Origin of the sequence: Pseudomonas sp. NPDC087697 (assembly GCF_044743155.1) — a bacterium.
In the GTDB taxonomy this organism is placed as follows: domain Bacteria; phylum Pseudomonadota; class Gammaproteobacteria; order Pseudomonadales; family Pseudomonadaceae; genus Aquipseudomonas.
This window is the reverse complement of sequence record NZ_JBIUVW010000009.1, coordinates 110,232-134,896: the sequence shown is the minus strand read 5'-3', so window position 1 is coordinate 134,896 and position 24,665 is coordinate 110,232. Positions and strand designations below refer to the sequence as shown.

Annotated in this window: 22 protein-coding genes; 11 read left to right on the top strand and 11 right to left on the bottom strand. The window is 58.9% G+C overall.

Features of this window, described 5'->3' with window-relative positions:
- Positions 1-52 precede the first annotated feature (52 nt).
- From adeC to emhA, 3 genes are read right to left on the bottom strand one after another with little or no spacing between them, the layout of a single operon-like run.
- Positions 53-1,513 (bottom strand): AdeC/AdeK/OprM family multidrug efflux complex outer membrane factor, encoded by a 1,461-nt coding sequence (adeC, locus tag ACIPIN_RS09780; protein ID WP_401117881.1) that lies wholly within the window; start codon positions 1,511-1,513, stop codon positions 53-55.
- Positions 1,510-4,674, bottom strand: a complete 3,165-nt coding sequence (gene emhB, locus ACIPIN_RS09775; RefSeq protein ID WP_401117879.1) for an efflux RND transporter permease subunit EmhB — start codon at positions 4,672-4,674, stop codon at positions 1,510-1,512. The genes adeC and emhB overlap by 4 nt, the downstream gene beginning before the upstream one ends.
- Before the next feature lie 3 nt (positions 4,675-4,677).
- Complete coding sequence (gene emhA / locus ACIPIN_RS09770; RefSeq protein ID WP_401117878.1) at positions 4,678-5,835, bottom strand: efflux RND transporter periplasmic adaptor subunit EmhA; 1,158 nt, start codon at positions 5,833-5,835, stop codon at positions 4,678-4,680.
- A gap of 266 nt (positions 5,836-6,101) precedes the next feature.
- Between emhA and emhR the strand changes: the two genes are divergently transcribed.
- The gene (emhR, locus tag ACIPIN_RS09765) at positions 6,102-6,740 is read left to right on the top strand and encodes an efflux system transcriptional repressor EmhR (RefSeq protein ID WP_401117876.1); all 639 of its coding nucleotides are present in this window, start codon (positions 6,102-6,104) and stop codon (positions 6,738-6,740) included.
- A 290-nt stretch (positions 6,741-7,030) separates the two neighbouring features.
- On the opposite strand, the gene ACIPIN_RS09760 is transcribed toward emhR, so the two are convergent.
- The 4 genes from ACIPIN_RS09760 to ACIPIN_RS09745 all read right to left on the bottom strand — a co-directional run bounded on the left by ACIPIN_RS09760 (position 7,031) and on the right by ACIPIN_RS09745 (position 10,995).
- Complete coding sequence (locus tag ACIPIN_RS09760; protein ID WP_401117874.1) at positions 7,031-8,131, bottom strand: hypothetical protein; 1,101 nt, start codon at positions 8,129-8,131, stop codon at positions 7,031-7,033.
- Between the two features lie 285 nt (positions 8,132-8,416).
- Complete coding sequence (locus ACIPIN_RS09755; RefSeq protein WP_401117872.1) at positions 8,417-9,466, bottom strand: alkene reductase; 1,050 nt, start codon at positions 9,464-9,466, stop codon at positions 8,417-8,419.
- Positions 9,467-9,488: 22 nt separating this feature from the next.
- On the bottom strand, positions 9,489-10,655 hold the full coding sequence (locus ACIPIN_RS09750) for an MFS transporter (RefSeq protein ID WP_401117871.1): 1,167 nt from the start codon (positions 10,653-10,655) through the stop codon (positions 9,489-9,491).
- Positions 10,656-10,689: 34 nt separating this feature from the next.
- On the bottom strand, positions 10,690-10,995 hold the full coding sequence (locus ACIPIN_RS09745) for an ArsR/SmtB family transcription factor (protein ID WP_401117869.1): 306 nt from the start codon (positions 10,993-10,995) through the stop codon (positions 10,690-10,692).
- A 154-nt stretch (positions 10,996-11,149) separates the two neighbouring features.
- On the opposite strand from ACIPIN_RS09745, the gene ACIPIN_RS09740 reads away from it, so the two are divergent.
- Complete coding sequence (locus ACIPIN_RS09740; protein WP_401117867.1) at positions 11,150-11,734, top strand: ACP phosphodiesterase; 585 nt, start codon at positions 11,150-11,152, stop codon at positions 11,732-11,734.
- A 120-nt stretch (positions 11,735-11,854) separates the two neighbouring features.
- On the opposite strand, the gene ACIPIN_RS09735 is transcribed toward ACIPIN_RS09740, so the two are convergent.
- Positions 11,855-12,646 (bottom strand): lysophospholipid acyltransferase family protein, encoded by a 792-nt coding sequence (locus ACIPIN_RS09735; protein ID WP_401117865.1) that lies wholly within the window; start codon positions 12,644-12,646, stop codon positions 11,855-11,857.
- The gene (olsB, locus tag ACIPIN_RS09730) at positions 12,646-13,401 is read right to left on the bottom strand and encodes an L-ornithine N(alpha)-acyltransferase (protein ID WP_123428195.1); all 756 of its coding nucleotides are present in this window, start codon (positions 13,399-13,401) and stop codon (positions 12,646-12,648) included. Before olsB ends, ACIPIN_RS09735 begins: the two co-directional genes overlap by 1 nt.
- 140 nt (positions 13,402-13,541) lie before the next feature.
- Here olsB and ACIPIN_RS09725 point away from each other — a divergent pair, with 140 nt between their 5' ends.
- From ACIPIN_RS09725 to ACIPIN_RS09705, 5 genes are all read left to right on the top strand, one after another.
- Positions 13,542-14,420: an acyl-CoA dehydrogenase gene (locus ACIPIN_RS09725; RefSeq protein ID WP_401117863.1), complete on the top strand. Its 879-nt coding sequence runs from the start codon at positions 13,542-13,544 to the stop codon at positions 14,418-14,420.
- 182 nt (positions 14,421-14,602) lie between these two features.
- Positions 14,603-15,697 carry a serine hydrolase domain-containing protein gene (locus ACIPIN_RS09720; RefSeq protein ID WP_401117861.1) on the top strand — a complete coding sequence of 365 codons (1,095 nt, stop codon included), beginning with the start codon at positions 14,603-14,605 and terminating at the stop codon, positions 15,695-15,697.
- Positions 15,694-16,020 (top strand): amidase, encoded by a 327-nt coding sequence (locus tag ACIPIN_RS09715; RefSeq protein WP_401117859.1) that lies wholly within the window; start codon positions 15,694-15,696, stop codon positions 16,018-16,020. Before ACIPIN_RS09720 ends, ACIPIN_RS09715 begins: the two co-directional genes overlap by 4 nt.
- 84 nt (positions 16,021-16,104) lie before the next feature.
- Positions 16,105-16,695 carry a YceI family protein gene (locus ACIPIN_RS09710; protein WP_401117857.1) on the top strand — a complete coding sequence of 197 codons (591 nt, stop codon included), beginning with the start codon at positions 16,105-16,107 and terminating at the stop codon, positions 16,693-16,695.
- A 1-nt stretch (position 16,696) separates the two neighbouring features.
- A complete protein-coding gene (locus ACIPIN_RS09705; RefSeq protein WP_401117855.1) occupies positions 16,697-17,854 on the top strand; it encodes a phosphatidylserine/phosphatidylglycerophosphate/cardiolipin synthase family protein in 1,158 nt (385 codons plus the stop codon).
- Positions 17,855-17,997: 143 nt separating this feature from the next.
- Here the strand turns inward: ACIPIN_RS09705 and bglX are convergent, their stop codons facing one another.
- The gene (gene bglX / locus ACIPIN_RS09700) at positions 17,998-20,289 is read right to left on the bottom strand and encodes a beta-glucosidase BglX (protein WP_401117853.1); all 2,292 of its coding nucleotides are present in this window, start codon (positions 20,287-20,289) and stop codon (positions 17,998-18,000) included.
- A 234-nt stretch (positions 20,290-20,523) separates the two neighbouring features.
- Between bglX and ACIPIN_RS09695 the strand changes: the two genes are divergently transcribed.
- Both ACIPIN_RS09695 and ACIPIN_RS09690 read left to right on the top strand, forming a co-directional pair.
- Positions 20,524-21,141 carry a TPM domain-containing protein gene (locus ACIPIN_RS09695; protein ID WP_401117851.1) on the top strand — a complete coding sequence of 206 codons (618 nt, stop codon included), beginning with the start codon at positions 20,524-20,526 and terminating at the stop codon, positions 21,139-21,141.
- Positions 21,142-21,249: 108 nt separating this feature from the next.
- A complete protein-coding gene (locus tag ACIPIN_RS09690; RefSeq protein WP_401117849.1) occupies positions 21,250-22,464 on the top strand; it encodes a class I SAM-dependent methyltransferase in 1,215 nt (404 codons plus the stop codon).
- A 73-nt stretch (positions 22,465-22,537) separates the two neighbouring features.
- On the opposite strand, the gene ACIPIN_RS09685 is transcribed toward ACIPIN_RS09690, so the two are convergent.
- On the bottom strand, positions 22,538-23,428 hold the full coding sequence (locus ACIPIN_RS09685) for a DMT family transporter (protein ID WP_401117847.1): 891 nt from the start codon (positions 23,426-23,428) through the stop codon (positions 22,538-22,540).
- Positions 23,429-23,759: 331 nt separating this feature from the next.
- Between ACIPIN_RS09685 and ACIPIN_RS09680 the strand changes: the two genes are divergently transcribed.
- On the top strand, positions 23,760-24,341 hold the full coding sequence (locus ACIPIN_RS09680; RefSeq protein WP_123428182.1) for a DJ-1/PfpI family protein: 582 nt from the start codon (positions 23,760-23,762) through the stop codon (positions 24,339-24,341).
- Positions 24,342-24,355: 14 nt separating this feature from the next.
- Positions 24,356-24,661, top strand: a complete 306-nt coding sequence (locus ACIPIN_RS09675; protein WP_401117845.1) for a ribbon-helix-helix domain-containing protein — start codon at positions 24,356-24,358, stop codon at positions 24,659-24,661.
- Positions 24,662-24,665: the final 4 nt, after the last annotated feature.

The window sequence follows — 24,665 nt, the reverse complement described above, 5'->3', positions numbered from 1 at the left end:
AGCCCACCGTCAGGTGGGCTTCGTTTTTGCAGGTGTTGCTAGAACATTGTTATCAGAACATCTTCAGCTTCGGTGCTTCTTCTTTCACCGGCTCGTTCTTCGCGGTCTGCGCATTCCAGCCACCACCCAGAGCCTTGTACAGGTTCACTTCGCTGACTAGTTGCGAGAGGCGGTCGGTGATCAGCGATTGCTGCGCGCTGAACAACTGACGCTGGGCGTCGAGGAAGGTCAGGTTGCTGTCGACACCGATGCGGTAGCGACGCTCGGCCAGGCGGTAGTAATTCTGGTTGGCGGCAACCAGATCACGCTGGGCCTGCAACTGTTCGTTGAAGGTCAGGCGTGCGGCGAGGCCGTCGGAGACTTCCTGGAAGGCGGTCTGGATCGACTTCTCGTACTGCGCGATGGTGATGTCTTTCTGGATTTTCGAGTAATCCAGGCTGGCGCTCAGGCTACCGGCATTGAAGATCGGCAGATTGATTTGCGGCTGGAACAACCAGGTCCCCGAACCACCCTTGAACAGACCGGAGAGGTCCGGGCTCAGGGTGCCGGCATTGGCGGTCAGGCTGATGCTCGGGAAGAACGCTGCCCGTGCGGCGCCGATATTGGCGTTGGCGGCCTTGAGCTTGTGTTCGGCTGCAAGGATGTCCGGGCGACGTTGCAGCAGGTCGGAAGGCAGACCGGCCGGCACATCGCTGAGTAGGTCGTCCGACAGCGGTTGGCCGGCTGCCAGGTTGGCCGGTAGGCCGGTGCCGAGCAGCAGCGTCAGGTTGTTTTCATCCTGGGCAACCAGGCGAGTGAATTTCGCCTGTTGTACCCGCGCGGTCTCCACGGCCGTACGCGACTGGCTCAGATCCAGCGCTGAAGCCACGCCGACTTCGTTGCTTCGGGCGGTGAGCCGGTAGCTTTCTTCGAAGGTGGCGAGGGTGTCCTGGGACAGTTTCAGCTGTTCCTTGTCGGCCTGCCAGGTCAGGTAGGCATTGGCCACGCTGGCCACCAGGCTGATCTGGGTGCTGCGGCGTGCTTCTTCAGTGGCGAAGTACGATTGCAGCGCTTGTTCGTTCAGGCTGCGAACGCGACCGAACAGGTCGAGTTCATACGCGCTGACGCCCACGGTGGCCGAGTAGGTGCTGGTGATGGTTTCCTGACCTGTTTGCGACAAGCGTGCAGGAATCCGCTGACGGCTGCTGCTGCCGGTCGCCGAGACGGCCGGGAACAGGTCGGCGCGCGAGATGCGATATTGGGCCGCAAAGGCGTCGATGTTCAGCGCCGCGACACGCAGGTCGCGGTTGTTCTCCAGAGCGGTCTGGATCAGCTGTTGCAGCGCCGGGTCATGGAAAAACTGCTTCCAGCCCTGTTCTGCGGCGGCCTGGCTCGCGGCCTGGGCCGGCGAGTACGCCGGACCTTGGGGGTATTGCGGCGCAATCGGTGCCGCGGGCTGCTGATAATCCGGTATCAGCGAGCAGCCACCGAGCACGAACGCGGCGATGGCCAGGGAGAGTAGCGACTTGCTCATTGGCTAGCCTCGTTAGGAGTTTCAATAGCGTCATCCTGATCCGCAGTCTTGCGTTGACCCATCGACGACACGGTGACAAAGAACAGTGGGACCCAGAAGATCGCCAGCACGGTGGCGGTGATCATGCCGCCGATTACCCCGGTACCGATCGCATGCTGGCTACCCGAACCTGCACCCGTGGAAATAGCCAGTGGTACCACACCAAGGACGAACGCGAGCGAGGTCATGATGATCGGTCGCAGACGCATCCGGCAGGCTTCGATGGCTGCCTCCGTCAGGCTGTGTCCCTGTTCATGCAGCGCCTTGGCGAACTCGACAATCAGAATGGCGTTTTTCGATGCCAGACCGATGGTCGTCAACAGACCTACCTGGAAGTACACGTCGTTGGACAGGCCGCGCAGGCTGGTAGCGAGCAGGGCACCGATGATCCCCAGCGGTACAACCAACATCACCGCAATCGGAATCGACCAGCTTTCGTACAGCGCCGCCAGACAGAGGAAGACCATCAGCAATGACAATGCGTACAGCGCAGGTGCTTGCGAGCCAGACAGACGTTCTTCATACGACAGACCGGTCCAGGAAATACCGACACCGGCCGGCAGTTTCTGGGCCAGGGCTTCGACTTCGGCCATGGCCTCACCGGTACTGTAACCAGGCGCCGGAGCACCGAGGATTTCCATTGCCTCTACGCCGTTGTAACGCGCCAGCTTCGGCGAGCCGTAGATCCACTCGCCCTTGGCAAATGCGGAGAACGGAACCATGGTGCCCTTGCTATTGCGTACGTACCATTTCTTCAGGTCTTCAGGGCTCATGCGAGCACCCGGCTGGCCTTGTACGTAAACCTTTTTCACCCGACCACGGTCGATGAAGTCGTTGACGTAGCTACTGCCCAGCGCAATCGACAGAGTGTTGTTGATGTCGGTCATCGTGATGCCCAGGGCACTGGCCTTTTCATCATCGATTTCCAGTTGGTATTGCGGTTCGTCGTTCAGACCGTTCGGACGCACCTGCGACAACACCTTGCTCTGCGCCGCCATGCCGAGGAACTGGTTGCGGGCAGCCATCAACTTGTCGTGACCGATGCCGGCGCGGTCCTGCAGGAACACGTCGAAGCCGGTGGCGTTACCCAGTTCCAGTACCGCAGGTGGCGCGAACGCAAACACCATGGCATCACGGAAGGTGAAGAAGTGCTGTTGGGCACGGGCCGCGACCTTGAACACGCTGTTGTCGGCGTTCCGTTCGTCCCATGGCCTGAGCATGATGAACGCCATGCCTGAACTCTGGCCACGACCGGCGAAGTTGAAGCCGGTCACGGTAAACACTGAGTTCACCGCATCGCCTTCACCGCCATCCTTGCCAGGACGCAGCAGGAATTCACGCATCTCGTCCACGACCACTTGGGTGCGCTGGGAGGTGGAGCCGGCCGGGGTCTGGACCTGGGCAAACAGAACGCCCTGGTCTTCTTCCGGGAGGAACGCTGTCGGGATTCGCGCGAACAGCCAGATCATGCCGACCACGATGATGATGTAGGCCAGCAGGTACGGCGCCTTGTGCTTGAGTATGTTGCCGACACCGCGCTCGTAGCTTTTGACGCTACGGTCGAAGTTGCGGTTGAACCAGCCGAAGAAGCCGCGTTTCGGGACGCCGTGTTCGCCTTTCGGAATGGCCTTGAGCATGGTGGCGCAAAGCGCTGGGGTGAAGATCAAGGCCACCATGACCGACAACGCCATGGCCGAAACGATGGTGATCGAGAACTGCTTGTAGATCACCCCGGTCGAGCCGCTGAAAAACGCCATCGGCAGCAGTACCGCCGACAGAACCAGCGCGATACCGACCAGTGCACCCTGGATCTGGCCCATGGATTTCTTGGTGGCTTCCTTGGGCGACAGTCCTTCTTCGCTCATCACCCGTTCGACGTTTTCCACCACGACGATGGCATCGTCCACCAGCAAGCCGATGGCGAGCACCATACCGAACATGGTCAGGGTGTTGATGCTGAAACCGAACGCCGCGAGGATCCCGAACGTACCCAACAGAACCACAGGGACGGTCATGGTAGTGATGACCGTGGCGCGGAAGTTTTGCAGGAACAGGAACATCACCAGGAACACCAGCACGATCGCTTCGACCAGGGTTTCAACCACGCCCTTGATCGACTCGGTCACCACCGGAGTGGTGTCGTACGGGAACACCACTTCCATCCCTTCCGGGAAGAACGGTTTGAGGTCGTTGATGGTCTTGCGCAGCGCCTTGGCAGTGTCGAGGGCGTTGGCACCGTTGGCCAGTTTCACCGCCAGACCGGAAGCCGGGCTGCCGTTGAACTGGGCGCTGATGCTGTAGTTCTCGCCACCGAGGCCGACATCGGCGACATCAGACAGGCGAACCTGCGAGCCGTCCTTGTTGACCCGAAGCAGGATTTCCTTGAACTGCTCGGCCGTCTGCAAGCGGGTCTTGCCGATGATCGTGGCGTTCAGTTGCTGGCCGGGCAGGGCTGGCAGGCCGCCGAGCTGGCCGGAGGAAACCTGGACGTTTTGTGCGGCGATGGCCGTTTTGACATCGACCGGGGTCAGGTTGAAGTTGTTCAACTTGGCCGGGTCGAGCCAGATACGCATGGCGTACTGGGCACCGAACACCTGGAAGTCACCGACACCGGCAGTCCGCGAGATCGGGTCCTGCATGTTGGAAACGATGTAGTTGGACAGGTCGTCCTTGGTCATGCTGCCGTCGCGCGAGACCACGCCGATGACCATCAGGAAGTTTTTCACGGACTTGGTCACGCGGATACCCTGTTGCTGCACTTCTTGCGGCAGCAGCGGGGTGGCCAGGTTCAGTTTGTTTTGGACCTGAACCTGCGCGGTGTCGGAGCTGGTGCCCTGCTCGAAGGTCGCGGTAATGGTCATGCTGCCGTCGGAGTTACTTTCCGAGGACACATAACGCAGGTTATCGATACCGTTGAGCTGCTGCTCGATCACCTGCACCACGGTGTCCTGCACGGTCTGTGCAGAAGCACCTGGGTAGGTGACGGAAATGGCGATCGCCGGTGGGGCGATGCTCGGGTACTGGTTGATTGGCAATTTGAGGATCGATAGAGCCCCGACCAACATGATCACCAGGGCAATTACCCAGGCGAAAATCGGACGGTCGATAAAAAATTTCGACATGGTTTACTCCCCTTTACCGCCCGCTACTTTGTTTGTTGCCTGCGCAGGGGCCGGGTTTTTCGCTGCTACGTTAGTCGCGTCGCTGACTTTGACTACAACACCCGGTTTGACGAATTGCAGACCTTCGGTAATCAAGCGATCGCCGGCCTTGAGGCCGTCTTCAATCAGCCATTGGCTGCCAACCGTGCGGCTGGCCTTGAGCTGGCGCAGTTCGACCTTGTTGTCCGCACCGACCACCAGAGCGGTTGGCGTACCTTTGAGGTCACGGGTCACGCCCTGTTGCGGCGCGAGAATCGCTGCGGCGTTCACACCGGCTTGCAACTGAGCGTGAACGAACATGCCCGGCAGCAGGGTGTGCTCAGGGTTCGGGAACACTGCGCGCAAAGTCACGGAACCGGTGGTCTGGTCGACCGACACTTCAGAGAACTCAAGCTTGCCCTGTTGCTTGTACTCGCTGCCGTCTTCGAGGGTCAGCTTGACCATGGCGGCATTCTCGCCAGCCTTTTGCAGGCGACCGCTTTCCAGTTCGCGGCGCAGCTCCAGCAGCTCGACCGAGGACTGGGTCACGTCGACGTAGATCGGGTCCAGTTGCTGGATGACGGCCATGGCATCGGTTTGGCCATTGTTGACCAGTGCGCCTTCGGTAACCGAAGAACGCCCGATGCGCCCGGACAGCGGCGCCAGTACTTTGGTGTAACGCAGGTTGATCTGCGCGCTTTTCAGGGCAGCTTCCGATTGCAATCGGTTGGCCACGGCCGTGTCGTATTCCTGACGGCTTACGGCTTGCTCGTTGACCAGTTGTTTGTAGCGATCGGAAATCGACTTGGTCGATTGCAGGTTGGCTTGCGCACTGTTCAGCGTGGCTTCATAGATCGAAGGATCGATCTGATAGAGCTGCTGGCCTTCCTTCACTTCGCCGCCTTCTTTGAACAGGCGCTTGAGAATGATGCCGTTGACCTGTGGACGAACTTCCGCAATGCGGTAGGCCGTGGTGCGGCCCGGCAGCTCGGATGTCAGGGTAAAGGCTTGAGGTTGAAGGGTTACGACGCCGACCTGAGGGGCTGGAGCGGCAGGGGCCGCCTCTTCCTTTTTACATCCGCTGAGCAGCGATGCCAGGGCGACGGCAGTAACCAGAGCGGTAACAGCTGGCTTGAATTGCATGAAGATCCTCGGGTCAGGCGCGCAAATTGCGCACAAGAAAAGTGGAAAGGTAAAAAAACTGTGCTGAGTGGATAAGTAGCTTGCTAAGGAATATACTTACGTTCATGGTTGTTTGTAAATAGCCTTGCTCAGTACCCACCCGGTTACAAAAGTCGATGCAAGGCATGAATTGTAGGCCGGGGACGAGCCCTCAGAGAGCTCGCCCCACATTTGTTCAGACGGTGTGCAGACATCGCTGAAGCATTCCTGATTGAGGTTTTACTACCATGGTCCGTCGCACCAAAGAGGAAGCTCAAGAAACCCGAAGCCAGATACTCGAAGCGGCAGAGAAAGCCTTTTACGAACGGGGTGTGGCGCGCACGACGCTGGCGGATATCGCCACCCTGGCCGGCGTTACGCGTGGGGCCATCTACTGGCATTTCAGCAACAAGGCGGATCTGGTTCAGGCCATGCTCGACAGCTTGCATGAGCCGCTGGATGAGATGGCCAGGGCGAGCGAAAGCGAAGACGAAGAGGATCCGTTGGGATGCATGCGCAAACTGCTGATTCATTTGTTTCATCAAGTTGCCCTGGACCCGAAGACCCGACGCATCAATGAGATTCTGTTTCACAAGTGCGAATTCACTGATGAAATGTGTGACCTGCGTCAGCAGCGCCGCGCGGTCAGCCTGGATTGCAATGTGCGTATCGAACTGGCGTTGCGTAATGCGATGAAACGGGGCCAGCTCCCGGACACGCTTGACGCGGCCCGCGCGGCGATCAGCGTTCATGCCTATATCGACGGTATTCTGTACCAATGGCTGTTGGCGCCTGACAGCTTCCAGCTGCACACCGAAGCCGAGCGTTGGGTCGAGACCGGGTTGGACATGCTGCGCTTTAGCCCAAGCCTTCGACAAAATGCGTAATTGAGTCCGGTTGTGTCAACACTTTAGGCGAGCGAAGGTTCATCCCTTCGCTCGCCTTCTCGTAATAGGCTGCTGTTATATACGGATGCTGGTCTGGTTGATAGGTAGTGAGCTACGTATTTTGTAGGTGATTTGTTGCGCGTCTGTGAACGAGTGTGAGCGACCCCGTTTTTGAGGGTGTGGGGCAGCCGATCAATGGAATCGTTCTGATTTGTCTTTGCGGTCTGGTTGTGTGGATGCCAGGCAAACGTTGTAAAACACTGCTGGGAGAGGCACCACGCAATGAGCGTTTATTCGATCTGGATATCGACCAGATAACTGTAAGGCGCTTGATGCAATGAGTAATTCAACGTGGAGGTGCAGTTCACGTGAGCGGCTCCGATTGAAACTGCCTTATGATTCCAGGTTTTGCTATAAATTGGAATTCCAAGTCTAAAGTCTGTAGTGATCTGAAAGACTTTGTCACCCGCGGCATTGCTGTAAGTGAAAAATCGATGTCCATGCGCTCTGTTATTTTGATCGGTGGTGCTCAGGTTGATGAGATTGGACGCTGTTTTTTCGCTGAAGTAGGTGAGTTCATGAGGTCTTAGAGATTTTGCTACTGGGTGTAAGTGCTTTGGATGGATGTTGCTGTCTATGAGTTCAAATCTCTCGGATGTATTGTTGGTAATAAAAAATACAGCAGTGATTGTGTTTTTATCTGAATCATCCCGGCTGCTAAATATGGACTCTTTGAAACTATATGGGTACTGAGAATGCGTTGGGAACTTTCCTGCTGACAAGCTGGGTTCCATACTGTCCACGTAGGTCTGCTCTGCCAATTCTATGCTGTCCAAGTCAGTCTGTAATGCGTTTGCGAGCAGGGTTCCGGGCTGTTCTTTTCCGATGTGGACATCCAGCCAGTAGCTGTAGGGCGCTTGGGGATCGCGGTCTCTCAATTGAGATGAGCAGTCCAGACGTTCTCGGCCTATGGAGCGTGCTCGATGCTCCCAAACCGGCGTGCGGGTGGGAGCAACATAGCCGAACGAGGATTTCACCACCAAGCGTGTATCAAAATGACATTGCTTGCCACCTGCACCATATTTGAAAAACTTCTTGATAAAGGTTTTGTCGCCGGGACTAAATGCTCCGAGTCTGTTGTGGTCAAAGTTACTCTGTGCGCCCATCGAGGCGGTGGAGTAGGGCAGGATATCACATTTGGACAAGTCTTCGATTTCGAAGTCTGTTTCAGAAAGCTGGATCGTTTCAGATGTGTTGTTATGGATGTAAACCAGTAGTTCTATTGTGTTTTTGCCTTGGTTGAACTTTTTCCATTCGGTGCTTTTGCGTTTTTCATAGATGGCTTTAAGTTTTTCTTCTTTGATACGTTGTGATTCTTGTTTGTAGTTCATTGATTTTTTTCTCTGTTGAAGATGGCTTGGTGTTAAGGGTTAGAGGGGTTTATTATTGTTGACAAGTTAGTATGTCGACGGAGTGGATAATGATTTTTTGTGCGTGGTCTAGCAAGTTTTTCAGGTTGGATATTGTTTGCTGGATATTTTAAAATGCGGAGGATGTGGTTTTTTTGTCTGGGTTGATGTTGTATGTCTGTGATTGTTTTGTTTTTGGGTGGCTGCGAGTAATAAAAAAGCCCCGGCTCTTTCGAGTCGGGGCTTTTTTGTTTCAATTGTTGAAACTTACATCGCCGGATAATCGATATAACCAATCGGCCCTTTGCCATAGAACAGTTCCGGACGCGCTTCGTTCAGCGGCGCATCGGCTTTCAAACGTGCCGGCAGGTCCGGGTTGGCAATGAATGGCACACCGAAGGCGACCGCATCAGCCTTGCCGCTGGCGAGCCAGGCATTAGCGCTGTCCTTGGTGAAGCGCTCGTTGGCGATGTACGGGCCGCCGAAGGCTTCTTTCAGTTGTGGGCCGAGGCTGTCGCCGGCTTCTTTCTCGCGGGAGCAAATGAACGCGATGCCGCGTTTGCCCAGTTCGCGAGCGACGTAGGTGAAGGTCTCGGACAGGTTGTCGTCGCCCATGTCATGGGAGTCGGCCCGTGGTGCCAGGTGCACGCCTACGCGGCCCGCGCCCCAGACTTCGATCGCTGCGTCGGTCACTTCCAGCAACAGGCGGGCACGGTTTTCCAGGGAGCCGCCGTAGTTGTCGGTGCGCTGGTTGGTGCTGCTTTGCAGGAACTGGTCGAGCAGGTAACCGTTGGCGCCGTGGATTTCCACGCCGTCGAAACCGGCGGCTTTGGCGTTTTCCGCACCGACGCGGTAAGCATCGACGATATCGGCGATTTCAGCGGTTTCCAGTGCGCGCGGTGTTGGGTAGTCGACTAATGGGCGAACCAGGCTGACGTGGCCTTTTGGCTGGATGGCGCTAGGCGCAACCGGCGCTTCGCCATTCAGGTAGGAAGGGTGCGAAACCCGGCCAACGTGCCACAGTTGCAGGACGATCTTGCCGCCGGCACCGTGGACCGCTTTGGTCACGTTACTCCAGCCACGTACCTGGTCGTTGGACCAGATGCCCGGGGTGTCGGGGTAGCCGACGCCCATCGGAGTGACCGAAGTGGCTTCGCTGAGGATCAGGCCGGCGGAAGCGCGCTGCACGTAGTATTCAGCCATCAGTGCGTTCGGTACACGGCCTTCGTCGGCGCGGCAGCGGGTCAGTGGCGCCATGATGATGCGGTTCGCCAGTTGCAGGTCGCCAAGTTTGATCGGATCGAAAATAGTCGTCATGAGATACAACCCTCGTTAGTGATCAGTTAGTAGCGGGAGCCAGCTCGGCATTGCCGCTCTGACGGAAAGTAATCAGGGTCACCAGCAGCGCCAGGATCGCCAGCGCAGCGGCCGCAAGGGGCACGCTGGTCAGGCCGAAACCGTGGGTGATGACGCTGCCGCCGACCCAGGCACCCAGGGCGTTACCCAGGTTGAAAGCGCCAATGTTCAGGGTCGACACCAGGTTTGGCGCGGCTTTGCCGAAGGTCACTACGTTGACTTGCAGCGCCGGTACGGCGGCGAAGGCAGCGGTGGCCCAGAGGAACAAGGTGATTTCGGTCGGGATCACGGCGACGCTGGTCCAGCTCAGTGCGGTCGAGACCACCGCCATGGAAATGAACACGCCGATCAAGGTCGCGGCCAGGCGCTTGTCCGCCAGTTTGCCGCCGATGATGTTGCCCACTGTCAGACCGAGGCCGATCAGCAGCAGGGTCCAGGTCACGCCTTTGGGCGTAACCCCGGTGACGTCGCCCAGCAGCGGTGCGACGTAAGTGAAGAGGGTGAACATGGACGCGGAGAACAGTACGGTCATGCTCAGCGACAACCAGATCCCGGCGCCTTTGAGGGCCGCGAGTTCGGCACGCATGTCGAGTTTCTCTTCGTCGCGTTTGGCGGGCAGGAAGCGGATCAGGCCGATCAGCGCAATCACGCCGATCACGGTCACCGCCCAGAAGGTCGAACGCCAGCCGGCTTCCTGACCCAGCGCAGTGCCCAGCGGTACGCCAAGCACGTTGGCCAGGGTCAGGCCGGTGAACATCAGCGCCACGGCCGAAGCGCGCTTGTTAGCCGGAACCAGCCCCGCCGCGACCACCGAACCGATACCGAAGAATGCACCGTGGCAAAGGGCAGTCACCACGCGGGCAAACATCAGCACGTTGTAGTCACTGGCCAATGCACAGAGCAGGTTGCCGACGATGAAAATGCCCATCAACGCGACCAGCGCAGCCTTGCGTGGCAATTTGGCGGTGGCCATTGCCATGAACGGTGCACCGACGGCGACGCCCAGGGCGTAGCCGGTCACCAGCCACCCGGCGCCGGGGATCGACACACCGAGGTCGGTCGCCACATCGGGCAGCAAGCCCATGATGACGAACTCGGTGGTACCGATGGCGAAGGCGCTCAAGGCCAGGATGAGGAGCGAGAGGGGCATTGTTGATTCCTTATCGGCGTACTGACGTAAAGGGTCAGAGCTCTTTGCTGAATGTGCGGAGGAATTCCTGAATGGTTTCCTCGTTGCGTTTGAAAAAATGCCACTGGCCGACTTTACGGCTGCTGATCAGGCCGGCGCGTTGCAGGGTCGCCAGATGGGCGGAAACAGTGGACTGCGACAAGCCGCAACGTTGATCGATCTGCCCGGCGCAGACACCGTGCTCGTTGCTGTGGGACTGGTCGGGGAATTCGACGGTCGGGTCTTTGAGCCAGTGCAGGATGTCTCGCCGTACTGGGTGTGCCAGGGCTTTTATTATTTCGTCGAGGTCAATGGTGGACATGGCAGTGCTCGGGTTGGGTAAAACGTTATATCGCGATGAGGCGAACTTTAAATCGTCATTTCGCGATATACAAATATGATTTTGATCTGAGGTCAGCCTGAATCGGTATATCGAGTTATAACGATATGAATGGCGCAGTGCTAAGCTACGCGGCATGAACTATCTCGCACATCTTCACCTCGGTGGCCAGCGTCCCGGTCAATTGCTCGGCAGTTTGTATGGCGATTTCGTCAAAGGCCGGCTGCAAGGGCAGTTCAATCCAGAGATCGAAGCGGCCATTCAGTTGCATCGCAGCATCGACGTGTTCACCGACCGCCATCCGTTGGTCGATGTGGCATTGTCGCGATTTACGCTGACTCGACGGCGGTATGCCGGGATCGTGCTCGATGTGTTTTTCGACCATTGCCTGGCGCGGGACTGGGCGTTGTATGCCGACCTGCCACTTTCGCGTTTCACCTCGGAGGTGTACCGGGTGCTCGCCGCCGAACCCATGCTGCCAGGGCGACTGGCGCAGATCGCCCCACACATGGCGGCGAATGACTGGCTCGGTTCTTATCGGGAATTTGCGGTGCTGGACCAGGTGCTGCGGGGGATTTCACGGCGCCTGTCGCGGCCTGAAGAACTGGCCGCGGCGATGGATGAATTGCGGCGGCTGTATGAACCGTTGAGTGATGATTTCCGCTTGTTCTATCCGCAGTTGCAGAGGTTTGCGCAAGACCACCTCATAGCGAAAATCTAATGTGGGAGCGAGCTTGCTCGCGATAGCGGTGTGTCAGTCAACATCATCGTTGAATGCTGAAGCGCTATCGCGAGCAAGCTCGCTCCCACAGGGGGCTTTTGTTCCTTCAGGGGATTTGCGTCAGGCGGCTATGGCTGGACGCAAAGGGCGTTGCTGGGTTTCCGGGATTGTCCCGAACAACGCCTTCTGCACTGCTTGCTGCGCGGCAAAGGCCAGCGCTGCGCGTTCCTGGCCGTGGCAGGCAATCGGCTTGAGCAGATGGATTTCGACGTCGCCCTGATTGTTGGCGAACAGGCGCATCAGGTGCGAGAGCAGGTCGTCGTCACCAATGAACGGTGCCAGTGGGTCGATCTGACCGTCACGCAGATAACGAACCGCCACCGGCTGCAGTGCCACGTCTGCATCAATGGCGGCGGACAGCAAGCGACCGTGAAAGGTGCGCAGCGAACGACCATCGGTGGTGGTGCCTTCGGGAAACATCAGCAGCGGATGGTTTTGTTCAAGATGACGGCTCATCTGTTTGCGGATCAGTTGGCTGTCACCCGAACCCCGACGAATGAACAGGCTGCCAGCCTTGGCCGCCAGCCAGCCAGCCACCGGCCAGGTACGCACTTCGGCCTTGGACAGGAACGACAACGGCGTGAGCATGCCCAGCAACGGGATGTCGGTCCATGACACATGGTTGCTGACCCAGAGCATCGGTTGTTGCGGCAGCTCACCGTGAACCGTCACGCGAAACGGCAAGGCGTTGCCCAGGCGCGCCATGAAAAAACGCGACCAGCGTTGGCGCCGCACCATCGAGTTGGCCACGCCCATGCGCTCGAACAGCCCGAACACGCTGGCCATGCTCAAGCCCAGCGCGACCACCAGCAGCACTCGCGCGATCCGCGCGTACACCCGCAGCCGGCTCATCAGACTGCCGCCTTGAAGTGCTTGGCATAACGCGGGCACAGCTCGTCGCGCTTGAGCAGGATGAACACGTCGGCGACCTGGAAATCTTCATCCCAGCACGGTTCGCCACAGATCTTCGCGCCCAGACGCATGTAGGCCTTGAGCAGTGGCGGCATTTCCGCGATCACGTTGGACGGGATGTCGAGGGCCGGCAGCGGCTTCTTCGGTTCGGCGCGCAGGTGTTCGGTGCACAGATACCGTTCACGCAAGCGCTGCATGATCGCCTGGGCCTGAATCCCGCCGTCCTGCATCGGGATGCTCGCGCAACCCATCAGGTAGCTGTAGCCGCCCTGATTCAGCACTTCGGCCAGTTCACCCCAGAGCACAGCGATGGTGCCGCCGTTGCGGTAGGCCGGGTCGACGCAGGTGCGACCGATTTCCAGGATCGGGCCTTGCAAATGCACCAGGCCGTGCAGGCTGAACTCTTCTTCACTGTAAAAACGCCCCAGGCTGCTGGCGGCCTGATGGTCGAGCAAACGCGTGGTTGCCACCAGGCGTCCGGTATTCAAATCACGCACGCCAATGTGTGCGCAGTGAACATCATAGTCATCCATGTCCAGACCCAACTCTGCGCCTTTGAGCTTGGCGTTGAACTCGCCGCTGAAAACGTTGAAGCGCAGGGCCTGGGCTTCCTGCAAAGCCTGCGCACCGATCAGGCGTTCGGCTTGCAGGCGGCGTTCATTGCCGGTGTCGCTGATGCGGGCGATCTGAGTCATTGCGAATCTCCGTACGGGCTGCTCACCCGTCTTGGGTTGCAGTCGATCGACTTTGTTGTGCAAAGTCAGGCTATGTAGCCCCGGTGTCATCGCCATGAAGCTTTGGTGATGCTTGTGTGACAGCCCTTGAGGATCCGTTTATGCCTTGGCAAGCCCTGTTGAACTGCGACCAGCGTCAGCCCGAAAACCCTGATCTGGCTGAGGGTTACGCGACGTTGCTGCATGTGTTGGACGCAGTGACACCGTTCGAGTTGGCGGTGCGCGGCGGTCGGATGATGGCGACGCCGGGGCTGGCCTTCCTGGTGGGTTACCAGGCTGCGTTGCGCATGTTGTGGCCGAGCGCACCGCACAGTCTGGGTGCCTTGTGTGCGACCGAACAGCGCAGCCTGCGCCCGGCAGACATGCAAACCCGCCTCGCGGATCTGCGTTTGAGCGGGCGCAAGGATTTTGTCACCGCAGGCGATGCGGCGGATTGGTTGCTGATTGCCGCACGCAGTGAAGGGGCGGACGAATCGCCGCGTTTAAGTCTGGCGGTGGTTTACCCCGGTGAACCCGGCGTCCGAATTGAAAAGCTTCCGGCAATCGCGTTGATGCCGGACATCAGTCACGGTCGGCTGTATCTGGACAACGCGCTGTGTGAGCTGCTCGCCGGAGATGGCTGGGACGCGTACGTCAAACCGTTCCGCACCCTTGAAGATATCTATGTGCTAAGCGCCATGAGTGCCTGGTTGTTCGGTGTCGGTCGGGACAGCGAGTGGCCGCAAAGTCTGCAACTGCAGTTACTGGCGCTGTTGGCCGGGTGTGCGGAAGCCAGCCGCCAACCGCCGAACAGCAGCGCCGGACACGTGTTGCTGGGCGGGCTGTTTGCGCAGTTTGATGGGCTCAAGGCGCCGCTCAATGAAGCCTTTGCCGACGGACCGCCGCAGTGGGCAGCGTTGTGGAAACGCGATCAGGCGGTGCTGGAGCTGGCGGCGGGGGCGCGGGCCAAGCGGTTGGCCAAGGCATTGGCGGTGTATTGATGGGCCTCATCGCGAGCAAGCTCGCTCCCACAGGGGCTTGTGTAGAACACAAAACTGCGACATGGCATCAATCCAATGTGGGAGCGAGCTTGCTCGCGATGACGGTCTCACTGACAGCGCATTTCTCGAACTGTCATTTATCTCGACTAGGCTCAGAGGGTTAGCCCCTCTGAGTGTCTGCCGTGTTCAAACGCCTGCCTGTGTTGTTCATATTGCTGGTCAGTTTTCCTGTTCTGGCAGAAAACTGGCCTGCCGAGCACTGGTCGCCCGGCCCGAAAACCACTGGGCCGGCGCTTCAGGCCTTGGAGGATTACGCGTTTGCGCCGCGCGACGACGCCAGCCGCAAAGGTGTTCGCACCGATGCCTTGCTGGTGATTCGTGACGGGCAGTTGATCTACGAACGCTACGCTGGCCCCACGACGGCCGACACACCGCACCTGACCTGGTCCGTCAGTAAAAGCTTGATGGCCACGGTGCTGGGCGTGGCCTATGGCGAAGGTTTGTTCAAACTACAGGACCCGGCGGCGAAGTTTTATCCACCTTTGCAGAGCCATCCGAATGTTTCCATCGCTGATCTGCTGCACTGGGGCTCGGGTCTGGACTGGCAGGAAAGTTATGAATTCGCGCCGCTGAATTCTTCGGTGGTGGCGATGCTCTACACCCATGGCCGCCCGGACATAGCGGCATTTGCCGCCGCTGATAGCGAGTTCAGCGCAGCGGGTGAGGCGTTTCGTTATTCCAGCGGTGACAGCAATCTGTTGTCCGCATCGCTGAAGGCCATGGTCGGTGCGCAACGCTACGCCGACTATCCATGGACCGCATTGTTCGGTCCCTTGGGCATTCGCAGTGCAGTTTGGGAAACCGATGCCGCGGGGACGTTTGTTGCCTCGTCCTATGCCTATATGACGGCTCGCGATCTGGCGCGGATTGGCCTGCTGATGCAGCGCGACGGTCGCTGGGGTAATCGGCAGTTGCTGCCAAAGGACTGGGTCGAGTTCAACCGCCAACCGTTCACCCGCTTCAAAGCCAATCAGGATGAAGCCGTCCCCGGAGGGCATTGGTGGCTCAATCGTGCGGTTGACGGCGCGGAGAGACCCTGGGAGGACGCACCTGATGACACCTTCGCCGCACTCGGCCATTGGGGACAGGCGCTGTATGTGGTGCCCAGCGAGAATCTGGTGATCGTGCGCTATGGCGATGATCGCGACGGCAGTTACCGGCACAACGAATTGCTCCGACTGGCACTGGCGGCATTCGCGCAGAAGGTGCAGCCATGAATCTCGGTTTTATTCGCCGTCGACCACGGCTCAGCCTGTTGCTGTTGTTGATCGCCGTGTTGCTTGGCTGGATCTGGCAGGAACGGATCGCGTTGTGGGCATTTCCAGACATCATCAGTGCCTACACTGCCAAGGAATATTGCTCGTGTCGTTATGTCGAGAACAACCCGGCGGACTATTGTCAGGGCTATGTGAGGCAGTACGTGCCCATCAGCGGTTTTCTCGATGACGCCCCCAACAAGCGTGTGACGGCCAGCGGCATGGGACGCAGCCATACCGCCGCATGGCTCGGTGCCCGTCAGGGTTGCCGCTTGGCTCCGTAGTGGGTGGTCTTTTGCCCTGCGCGGTTTGCAAGTGCGTTCACTCAGGCTAAGGTTCGGCTCAGGTTTACTTGCCCATGAGTGTTTATGTTCAAGCGGTTTTGCTGCACAACCCTGGCCTTGCTGCCGTTAGCTTTCGTTGCCTTGCCTGCCCACGCCGACTGGTACCTGGACGGTGAGTCTTCACGTCTGTCGTTTATTTCCACCAAGAACGCCAACATCTCCGAAGTTCAGCGCTTTCTGGTACTGCATGGCAAGGTCGACGCCAAAGGCCAGGCGCAAGTGCAGGTCGAACTGGAGTCGGTCAACAGTGGAATTGCGCTGCGCGATGAGCGCATGCGCAAGGAGCTGTTCGAGATCAAGACGTTCCCGCAAGCGCTGATCAGCACGCAGATCGATCTGCGGCCGATCAAAGATCTGGCCCCCGGCGTGCAACTCGAACTGCGCTTGCCACTCACCGTCAGCCTTCATGGCAAAGAGCAGGATTACAACGTCGAGTTGCTGGCGACACGGCTCGATGATCGACGCTTTCAAGTGGTGACCCTGGAACCGCTGGTACTCAACGCTGCGGATTTCGATCTGCTGCCAGGGCTGGAAAGCTTGCGTACAGTCGCCGGCCTGTCGGCTATCAGTTTGTCGGTGCCGGTGGGTGCGGTGCTGATTTTCACGGCGCGCTGACATGAAAGGTGCAGTGTTTCCCTGGCGCGAAGGCAATCGCTATGAGCTATTGATCGACGGGCCACAGTTTTTTCCACGGATGCTGGCGGCGATTGCCGGGGCGCAAGAACAGGTCGAACTGGAGCTGTACCTGGTGGAGGCGGGCGTCTGCGCCGAGGCGATGGTTCAGGCGCTGGTTCAAGCGGCCGAGCGCGGTGTGCGCGTGCGCTGCCTGTTCGATGACTACGGCAGTCTGGCTTTCACTCTGAGTCTGCGGCGGCGCTTGATCGAAGCAGACGTGGAGTTGCGTTTCTACAATCGTTTGAGCTGGCGGCGCTGGGTGCGCAATCTTTACCGCGACCACCGCAAGTTGTTGTTGGTCGATCAGACGCTGGCGGTGGTCGGTGGCACGGGTGTCACCGACGAATTCTGGACACCCGGCAGTGACACCAGCGAGTGGCATGAAGTGATGGTGGAAATCAGTGGCCCGCTGGTGCTCGACTGGCAGCTGTTGTTCGACCGCCAATGGATCGCCAACCGTCACCGCCGCGCCTGGAAACCCGCCTCGCACTTCGGTTTGCCGCGCTTGCCACGGGTGCCGTCGATGGGCGAAGGGATGGGCCGGGTGGCGTATGCCGACGCAAGGCAACACCGGGACATCCTGCAATCACTGTTTCGCGCGTTGAACAGCGGTCAGCGGCGAATCTGGCTGGCCACGCCTTACTTCCTGCCGACCTGGAAAGTCCGCCGCTCGCTGCGCAAGGCCGCCGCACGGGGCATTGATGTGCGCCTGCTGTTGACCGGGCCGCGCACCGATCACCCGTCCGTGCGCTACGCCGGGCATCGTTATTACCCTCGTCTGCTCAAGGCCGGGGTGAAGATCTTCGAATACCAGCCGTGTTTCCTGCACCTGAAAATGGTCCTGATCGATGATTGGGTGAGCATCGGCTCGTGCAATTTCGATCACTGGACTCTGCGCTTCAACCTGGAAGCCAATCTGGAAGCCCTCGACCCAACGCTGACCCTGGCGGTGGCGGCGAGTTTCGAGAAGGACTTTGCATTAAGCCATCGGGTCAGTCTTGAGGAATGGCAACGCCGGCCGCTATGGCGCCGGGTCAAGCAGCGGGTGTGGGGATGGGTGGATCGGTTGGTGGTGAATCTGCTGGATCGGCGGGGTTAAACACAATCGTCTAAGCACCCGAAACCTAATGTGGGAGCGGGCTTGCTCGCGAAGGCGGATTAACATTCAACACAGATGCTGAATGTCAGACCGCCTTCGCGAGCAAGCCCGCTCCCACATTTGATCGTGGTGTTCTTGAGGGTTTAAAGCAACTCAAAGCTCTGCTGCGTCACGTCCTCGGAATCGAGGCCGATCTGCACATTGAACTTGCCAGGTTCTGCCGCGTATTTGAGCTGGGTGTTGTAGAACTTCAGTTCGTCCTCTTCGATGTTGAAGTGGATGACTTTCTGTTCGCCGGCCTTGAGCATCACTTTCTGGAAGTTTTTCAGTTCCTTGATCGGGCGGATCATTGAACCGGCCACGTCCTGGATGTACAGCTGCACCACAGTTTCGCCGTCGCGCTTGCCGGTGTTTTTAACGGTCACGCTGGCGTCGATCTTGCCGGTCTTGTTCAGTGTGGTCGACGACAGGGCCATGTCCGACAGGCTGAAGCTGGTGTAGCTCAGACCGTAGCCGAACGGATACAGGGGGCCGGTGGTGTCATCGAAATACTGCGAGGTGTAGTTGCCCGGTTTGCCTGGGGTAAACGGGCGACCGATGCTCAGGTGGTTGTAGTAGGTCGGAATCTGCCCTACCGAACGCGGGATGCTGATCGGCAGCTTACCGGAAGGGTTGTAGTCGCCGAACAGCACGTCGGCAATCGCGTTGCCGCCTTCGGTGCCGGTGAACCAGGTTTCGAGGATCGCGTCAGCCTGTTCCTTCTCGTCGAGAATCGTCAGCGGACGGCCGTTCATCAGCACCAGCACCAGCGGTTTGCCGGTGGCTTTCAGGGCCTTGATCAGGTCGCGCTGGTTGGCCGGGATGTTCAGGTCGGTACGGCTTGAGGACTCGTGGGACATGCCACGCGACTCGCCTACCGCCGCCACGATGACATCGGACTGCTGAGCCGCTTTCACCGCTTCGTCGATCATGACCTGCGCCGAGCGTGGATCATTCACCACTTCCGGAGCATCGAAGTTGAGGAAGTTCAGGTAATCGAGGACTTTCTTGTCCTCGGTGATGTTGGCGCCGCGGACGTAGGTCAGCTTGGCCTGATCGCCGAGGGCGCGGGTCATGCCGTCGAGTAGCGTCACCGACTGCTCTGGTTTACCGGCCGCAGCCCAACTGCCCATCATGTCGATCGGCGCCTTGGCCAGCGGGCCGACCAGGACGATTTTCGCGGTTTTCTTCAGTGGCAGGGTTTCATTCTGGTTCTTCAGCAACACCATGCTGCGACGGGCAACGTCACGGGCTTCGGCGCGGTGCAGACGGCTGTCGGCGTAGGTGTCGGCCGGGTCATCCTCAGCCTTGCCGATGCGCAGGTACGGGTCTTTGAACAGGCCCATGTCGTACTTGGCGCCCAGCACCTCGCGTACGGCGTTGTCGATGTCGCTCTGTTGTATCTCGCCGGACTTCAGCAGCCCGGGCAATTCCTTGCCGTACAGGGTGTCGTTCATGCTCATGTCGATGCCGGCCTTGATCGCCAGCTTCGCCGCTTCGCGACCGTCACGGGCCACGCCGTGCTTGATCAGCTCGAGGATCGCCCCGTGGTCACTGACTGCCAGGCCCTTGAAGCCCCACTCTTTGCGCAGCAGGTCCTGCATCAGCCACAGGTTGGCAGTGGCGGGTATGCCGTTGATCGAGTTCAGTGCAACCATCACCCCACCGGCGCCGGCGTCAATGGCGGCGCGGTACGGTGGCAGGTAGTCCTGGTACATCTTCACCGGGCTCATGTCGACGGTGTTGTAGTCGCGACCGCCTTCGACCGCGCCGTACAGGGCGAAGTGCTTGACGCTGGCCATGATGCTGTCGGCTGTGCTCGGGGTTTCACCCTGGTAGGCCTTGACCATCACTTTGGCAATGCGCGAGACCAGATAAGTGTCTTCGCCGAAACCTTCGGAGGTGCGGCCCCAACGCGGGTCACGGGAGATGTCGACCATCGGCGCGAAGGTGATGTCGAGGCTGTCAGCCGCGGCTTCCTTGGCGGCGATGCGCCCGCTGCGGCCAATCGCATCCATGTCCCAGCTCGAGGCCAGGGCCAGCGGGATCGGGAAAATGGTCCGGTGGCCGTGGATCACGTCATAGGCGAAGAACATCGGAATCTTCAACCGGCTGCGCATGGCCGCGTCCTGCATCGGACGGTTTTCCTGGCGAGTGATCGAGTTGAACGTGCCGCCGATGTTGCCGGCGGCGATTTCCTTGCGGATCATCTCGCGGGGCATTTCCGGGCCGATGCTGATCAAACGCAATTGACCGATTTTTTCGTCCAGGGTCATCTGCTTCATCAGATTGCTGACGAAAGCGTCCTTGTTCTCAATAGGGGCGGGCTTGGTGTCGGCCCATACCGAGTGACTGGCCAGGCCGATGGAAAGGCCCAGCAAACACAGCTTCTTCATGAATAGTGATCTCAAAAGCCTAAACGGACGCCGTGGTTACGCGCCGGTCAGCCAAAAATTAGGGAGCGTCTATTGTTGTTCGGACAAATGCAGCAAACTTCTGAACTCTTTTCGCGCTGGGCATCTTTTAGCCGATTGGCTCGATGCAATCCAGTGGCGGGGGCAGATTATGCCCCAAGCGCTCGAGTTGAAGGCACGGCGGGTGATAACAATAATGAATGAGCATTCAACACCATGGCATTACTGAGTGAGTACGAACAGCGTCAGGTCGCTGAAGCGATTGCCCGTGTCGAGCGCGACACCGATGCTGAACTGGTCACCGTGCTCGCGGCGCGGGCCGACGACTACGCGTATATCCCTTTGCTCTGGGCCAGCCTGCTGGCGCTGATCGTGCCGGGTATCGTGCAGTACGTTTCCGGCTGGTTGAACATGCACACCTTGCTGCTGGTGCAGTGGGCGAGTTTCATCGTGCTGTGCCTGGTGTTCCGGATTCCGTCGATCACCACGCACCTTATCCCGCGTTCCGTGCGCCACTGGCGCGCCTCGAACCTGGCGCGTCGGCAGTTTCTGGAGCAGAACCTGCACCACACCGTCGGGAGCACCGGCATGCTGATTTTCGTCTGCGAGGCGGAACGCTATGTGGAGATTCTGGTGGATGAAGGGATTTCCAGGCGGCTGGACAGCAAAACCTGGAATCCGATCGTCGCGGCCTTTACCCGACAGGTGAAACAGGGCCAGACATTGCAAGGCTTTGTCACCTGCATCGAGGCCTGTGGCGAGCTGCTCAAGGTGCATGTGCCGGTGACGCATGTGCGCAATGAGTTGCCGAATCGGTTGGTGGTGTTGGGCTGATTCTTGGAGGGTGTTGTGCCGTTCGGTAAATAATTGCGTGTCCCAACTCGCCATCCCCCCTAAAATACCCGCCATTCCCCGATCCGCACCGCCTGAGGCGTTTTTTACATGTCTGTTACCGCAACTCCCGCCAGCCTCACGCCGGATCATCACGCGCAATTCATCGATCTGCTGAGCTCCAGCCTGGCGCAGAACGCCTTCATCAAACTGGTGCTGGCCAAGTACGTCGGCGCTGAAGTCGACTTGCAGCGCATCATCATCAAGCAGCTGACGGTCAAGGAGCAGCCGTGCCTGTCCTTCGTCTATCGCTACAAGACGCGCGACATCACCAAGAATTTCCCGATCGAAGAGGGCGTGGCGACGATTGCTGCGTTGTTGCCGCAGGCATTCAAGAACGCTCACCTGCTGGCGCTGACCGATGAAGCCCAGCTTGAATACAGCAAAAAGGGCAAGAGTTCGCTGTTCAAGAGTAAACCTCAGCAACTGCGCGAAGTGCCATCCGCCGAGCACAACCGTGAGAAGAACCGCTTTCTGGATCTGACCCGGCCGTTCCTCGCGGACCTGGGCGTGACCAACAAGCAGCATGAGCTGATCCCGGCGATGTCGCGCAAGTGGAAGCAGATCAACAAGTTCATCGAAGTCTTCAGCCATGCGCTGACCTCGTCACCGCTGGCGCTGGATAAACCGGTACGAGTGGCGGACTTCGGTTCAGGCAAGGGCTACCTGACCTTCGCCATTCACGATTACCTGCGCAACACTTTGCACGCTGAAGGTGTGGTCACCGGCGTCGAGTTGCGTGAAGACATGGTCACCCTGTGCAACACCGCTGCCGCGCGCCTGGAGCATCCGGGGCTGGTGTTCAAATGTGGTGATGTGCGCAGTGTGGCGCCGAGCGAGCTGGACGTGATGATCGCCCTGCATGCCTGTGACATCGCCACCGACTACGCGATTCACACCGGCATTCGCTCCGGTGCGGCGATCATCATGTGCTCGCCGTGTTGCCATAAGCAGATTCGCCTGCAAATCCAGAGCCCGGCACTGCTCAAGCCGATGCTGCAATACGGTTTGCACCTCGGTCAGCAGGCGGAAATGGTCACCGACAGCCTGCGCGCGTTGTTCCTCGAAGCCTGCGGTTATGAAACCAAGGTCTTCGAGTTCATCTCCCTGGACCACACCAACAAGAACAAGATGATTTTGGCGGTCAAACGCGCTGAACCGGTGGACCCGGCCCAGCTGTTGGTGAAAATCCAGGAGCTCAAGGCGTTCTACCACATCACCGAGCATTGTCTGGAAACCCTGTTGCGGGCTGATGGCTACCTCTGATCTGTAGGAGCACGGCTTGCCGGCGATGGCGTCCTCAAAATCGCCATCGCGAGCAAGCTTGGCTCCTACGGGTTTATGCGGTGGCAACACGTGCCGGGCGCACGCTGGTCTTGCGCCCGAGCATCACGGTGACGATCACCCCGACCGCAAACAGCCAGGTAATCGGTTCGATGTGTTCGCCAAAGAACAGCGCCGAGAAGGCGATGGTGAAGAAGATCTGCAACAGCTGGATCTGACTGACCCTGGCGATGCCTCCCATCGCCAGCCCGGCGTACCAGGCGAAGAAACCGATGAACTGCGAGAACAGCGACACGTAACCGAAGGCCCACCAGGTTTTCGCGGAAATCTCGCCTTGGTGCTGTAGCGCCAAATACGTCACCGGGCCGATCAACAGTGGCGTCGACAGCACCAACGCCCAGCAGATCACCTGCCAGCCGCCCATCTCCTTGGCCAACCGGCCACCTTCGGCGTAGCCCAGACCACCGATGGCAATCGCCCCGAGCATCAACAAATCACCGGCCTGGATGCTGCCGGCACCACTGATCAAGGCGTAACCCAGGACCAACGCGCTGCCCAATGCGGCACAGCCCCAGAAGGCTTTCGACGGTCGTTCATGGGACAGCCACGCGGCATACAGCGCCACGCACAATGGCTGCAAACCGTTGACCAGCGCGCCATGGGACGCCGGCAGGGTTTGCATGGCCCAGGCCGAGAGCACCGGGAAACCGAGAATCACCCCGGCAATCACCAATGTCAGGCCTTTGACCTGCTTCCACGTCGGCCATTTCTCCCGTCGCCAGAGCAACAACATTGCCGCCGGAATCGCCGCGAACAATGCTCGGCCCAGACCATTGAGCAGCGGGTGGACTTCTTGCACCACGATCCGGGTGAAGGGCAGGGTCAGGCTGAAGATGACGACGCCGAGCAGGCCCAGAGCCATGCCGGTGTTTTCGCGCGAGGACATAACGGTAACCAGAATTCTAAAGTGGCGGGAGAGCTTTCATCTAGCCATAAACCCCGGATTTACGCGCTTACAGCTGGGCGCAAAGTTATCCGTACAGTTGGGGGTAATCCCCCCAACGTAGGAGCTGCCGAAGGCTGCGATCTCTTAGCAATCCCAGCAGCGCCACAGATCAAAAGATCAAAAGATCAAAAGATCAAAAGATCAAAAGATCGCAGCCTGCGGCAGCTCCTACAAGAGCCTGGCGTAGTAGGCGGTTATTACCTGTTTCACCGGATTAGGACTACCTTGAATACTCCTTCCTGCCCAAGTCTTTACCAGAGGAGTCATCCCCATGGCTGCGAAAAAAATTCTGATGCTGGTCGGCGATTACGTCGAAGACTATGAAGTGATGGTGCCGTTTCAGGCGCTGCTGATGGTCGGTCACACCGTGCACGCAGTGTGCCCGGACAAAACCGCCGGGCAGACCGTGCGCACCGCGATCCATGACTTTGAAGGCGATCAGACCTACAGCGAGAAACCCGGTCACCTGTTCGCACTGAACTTCGACTTCGCCAAGGTCGATGCGGCGGACTACGACGCGTTGCTGGTGCCGGGTGGTCGGGCGCCGGAATACCTGCGCTTGAACGAGAAAGTTCTGCAACTGGTGCAAGCCTTCGACAAGGCCGGCAAACCGATTGCGGCGGTCTGCCATGGTGCGCAATTGCTGGCGGCGGCGGGGATTCTTGAAGGTCGCGAATGCAGCGCTTATCCAGCCTGTGCGCCAGAAGTGCGTTTGGCCGGTGGCACGTTTATCGATATTCCGGTGACGGAAGGTCACGTTCAGGGCAATCTGGCGACTGCCCCAGCCTGGCCGGCGCACCCGAGCTGGCTGGCCGGTTTCCTCGGTCTGCTGGGCACCAAAATCACCTTGTAAGCGGAGGCCTGCGCATGTGCGAGCTATACGTCAAAGCCGACCCGATTCTGTACGAGTCACGCTCGCGCTCGCTGCGCATCTGCGGGGTGGTGACCACGCTGCGGCTGGAGAATCAGTTCTGGGACATCCTCAGCGAGATCGCCGAAGTCGATGGCATGACCACCAACCAGTTGATCGCCAAGCTCTATGAAGAGGTGATGGACTACCGGGGCGAAGTGGTGAATTTCGCCTCGTTTCTGCGGGTCAGCTGCACGCGTTACCTGAGTCAGCGCCGGGTGATGGCGCCGGAGTTGTCGGTGGTGCGCGCGGTGGTGAAGTAGAGCT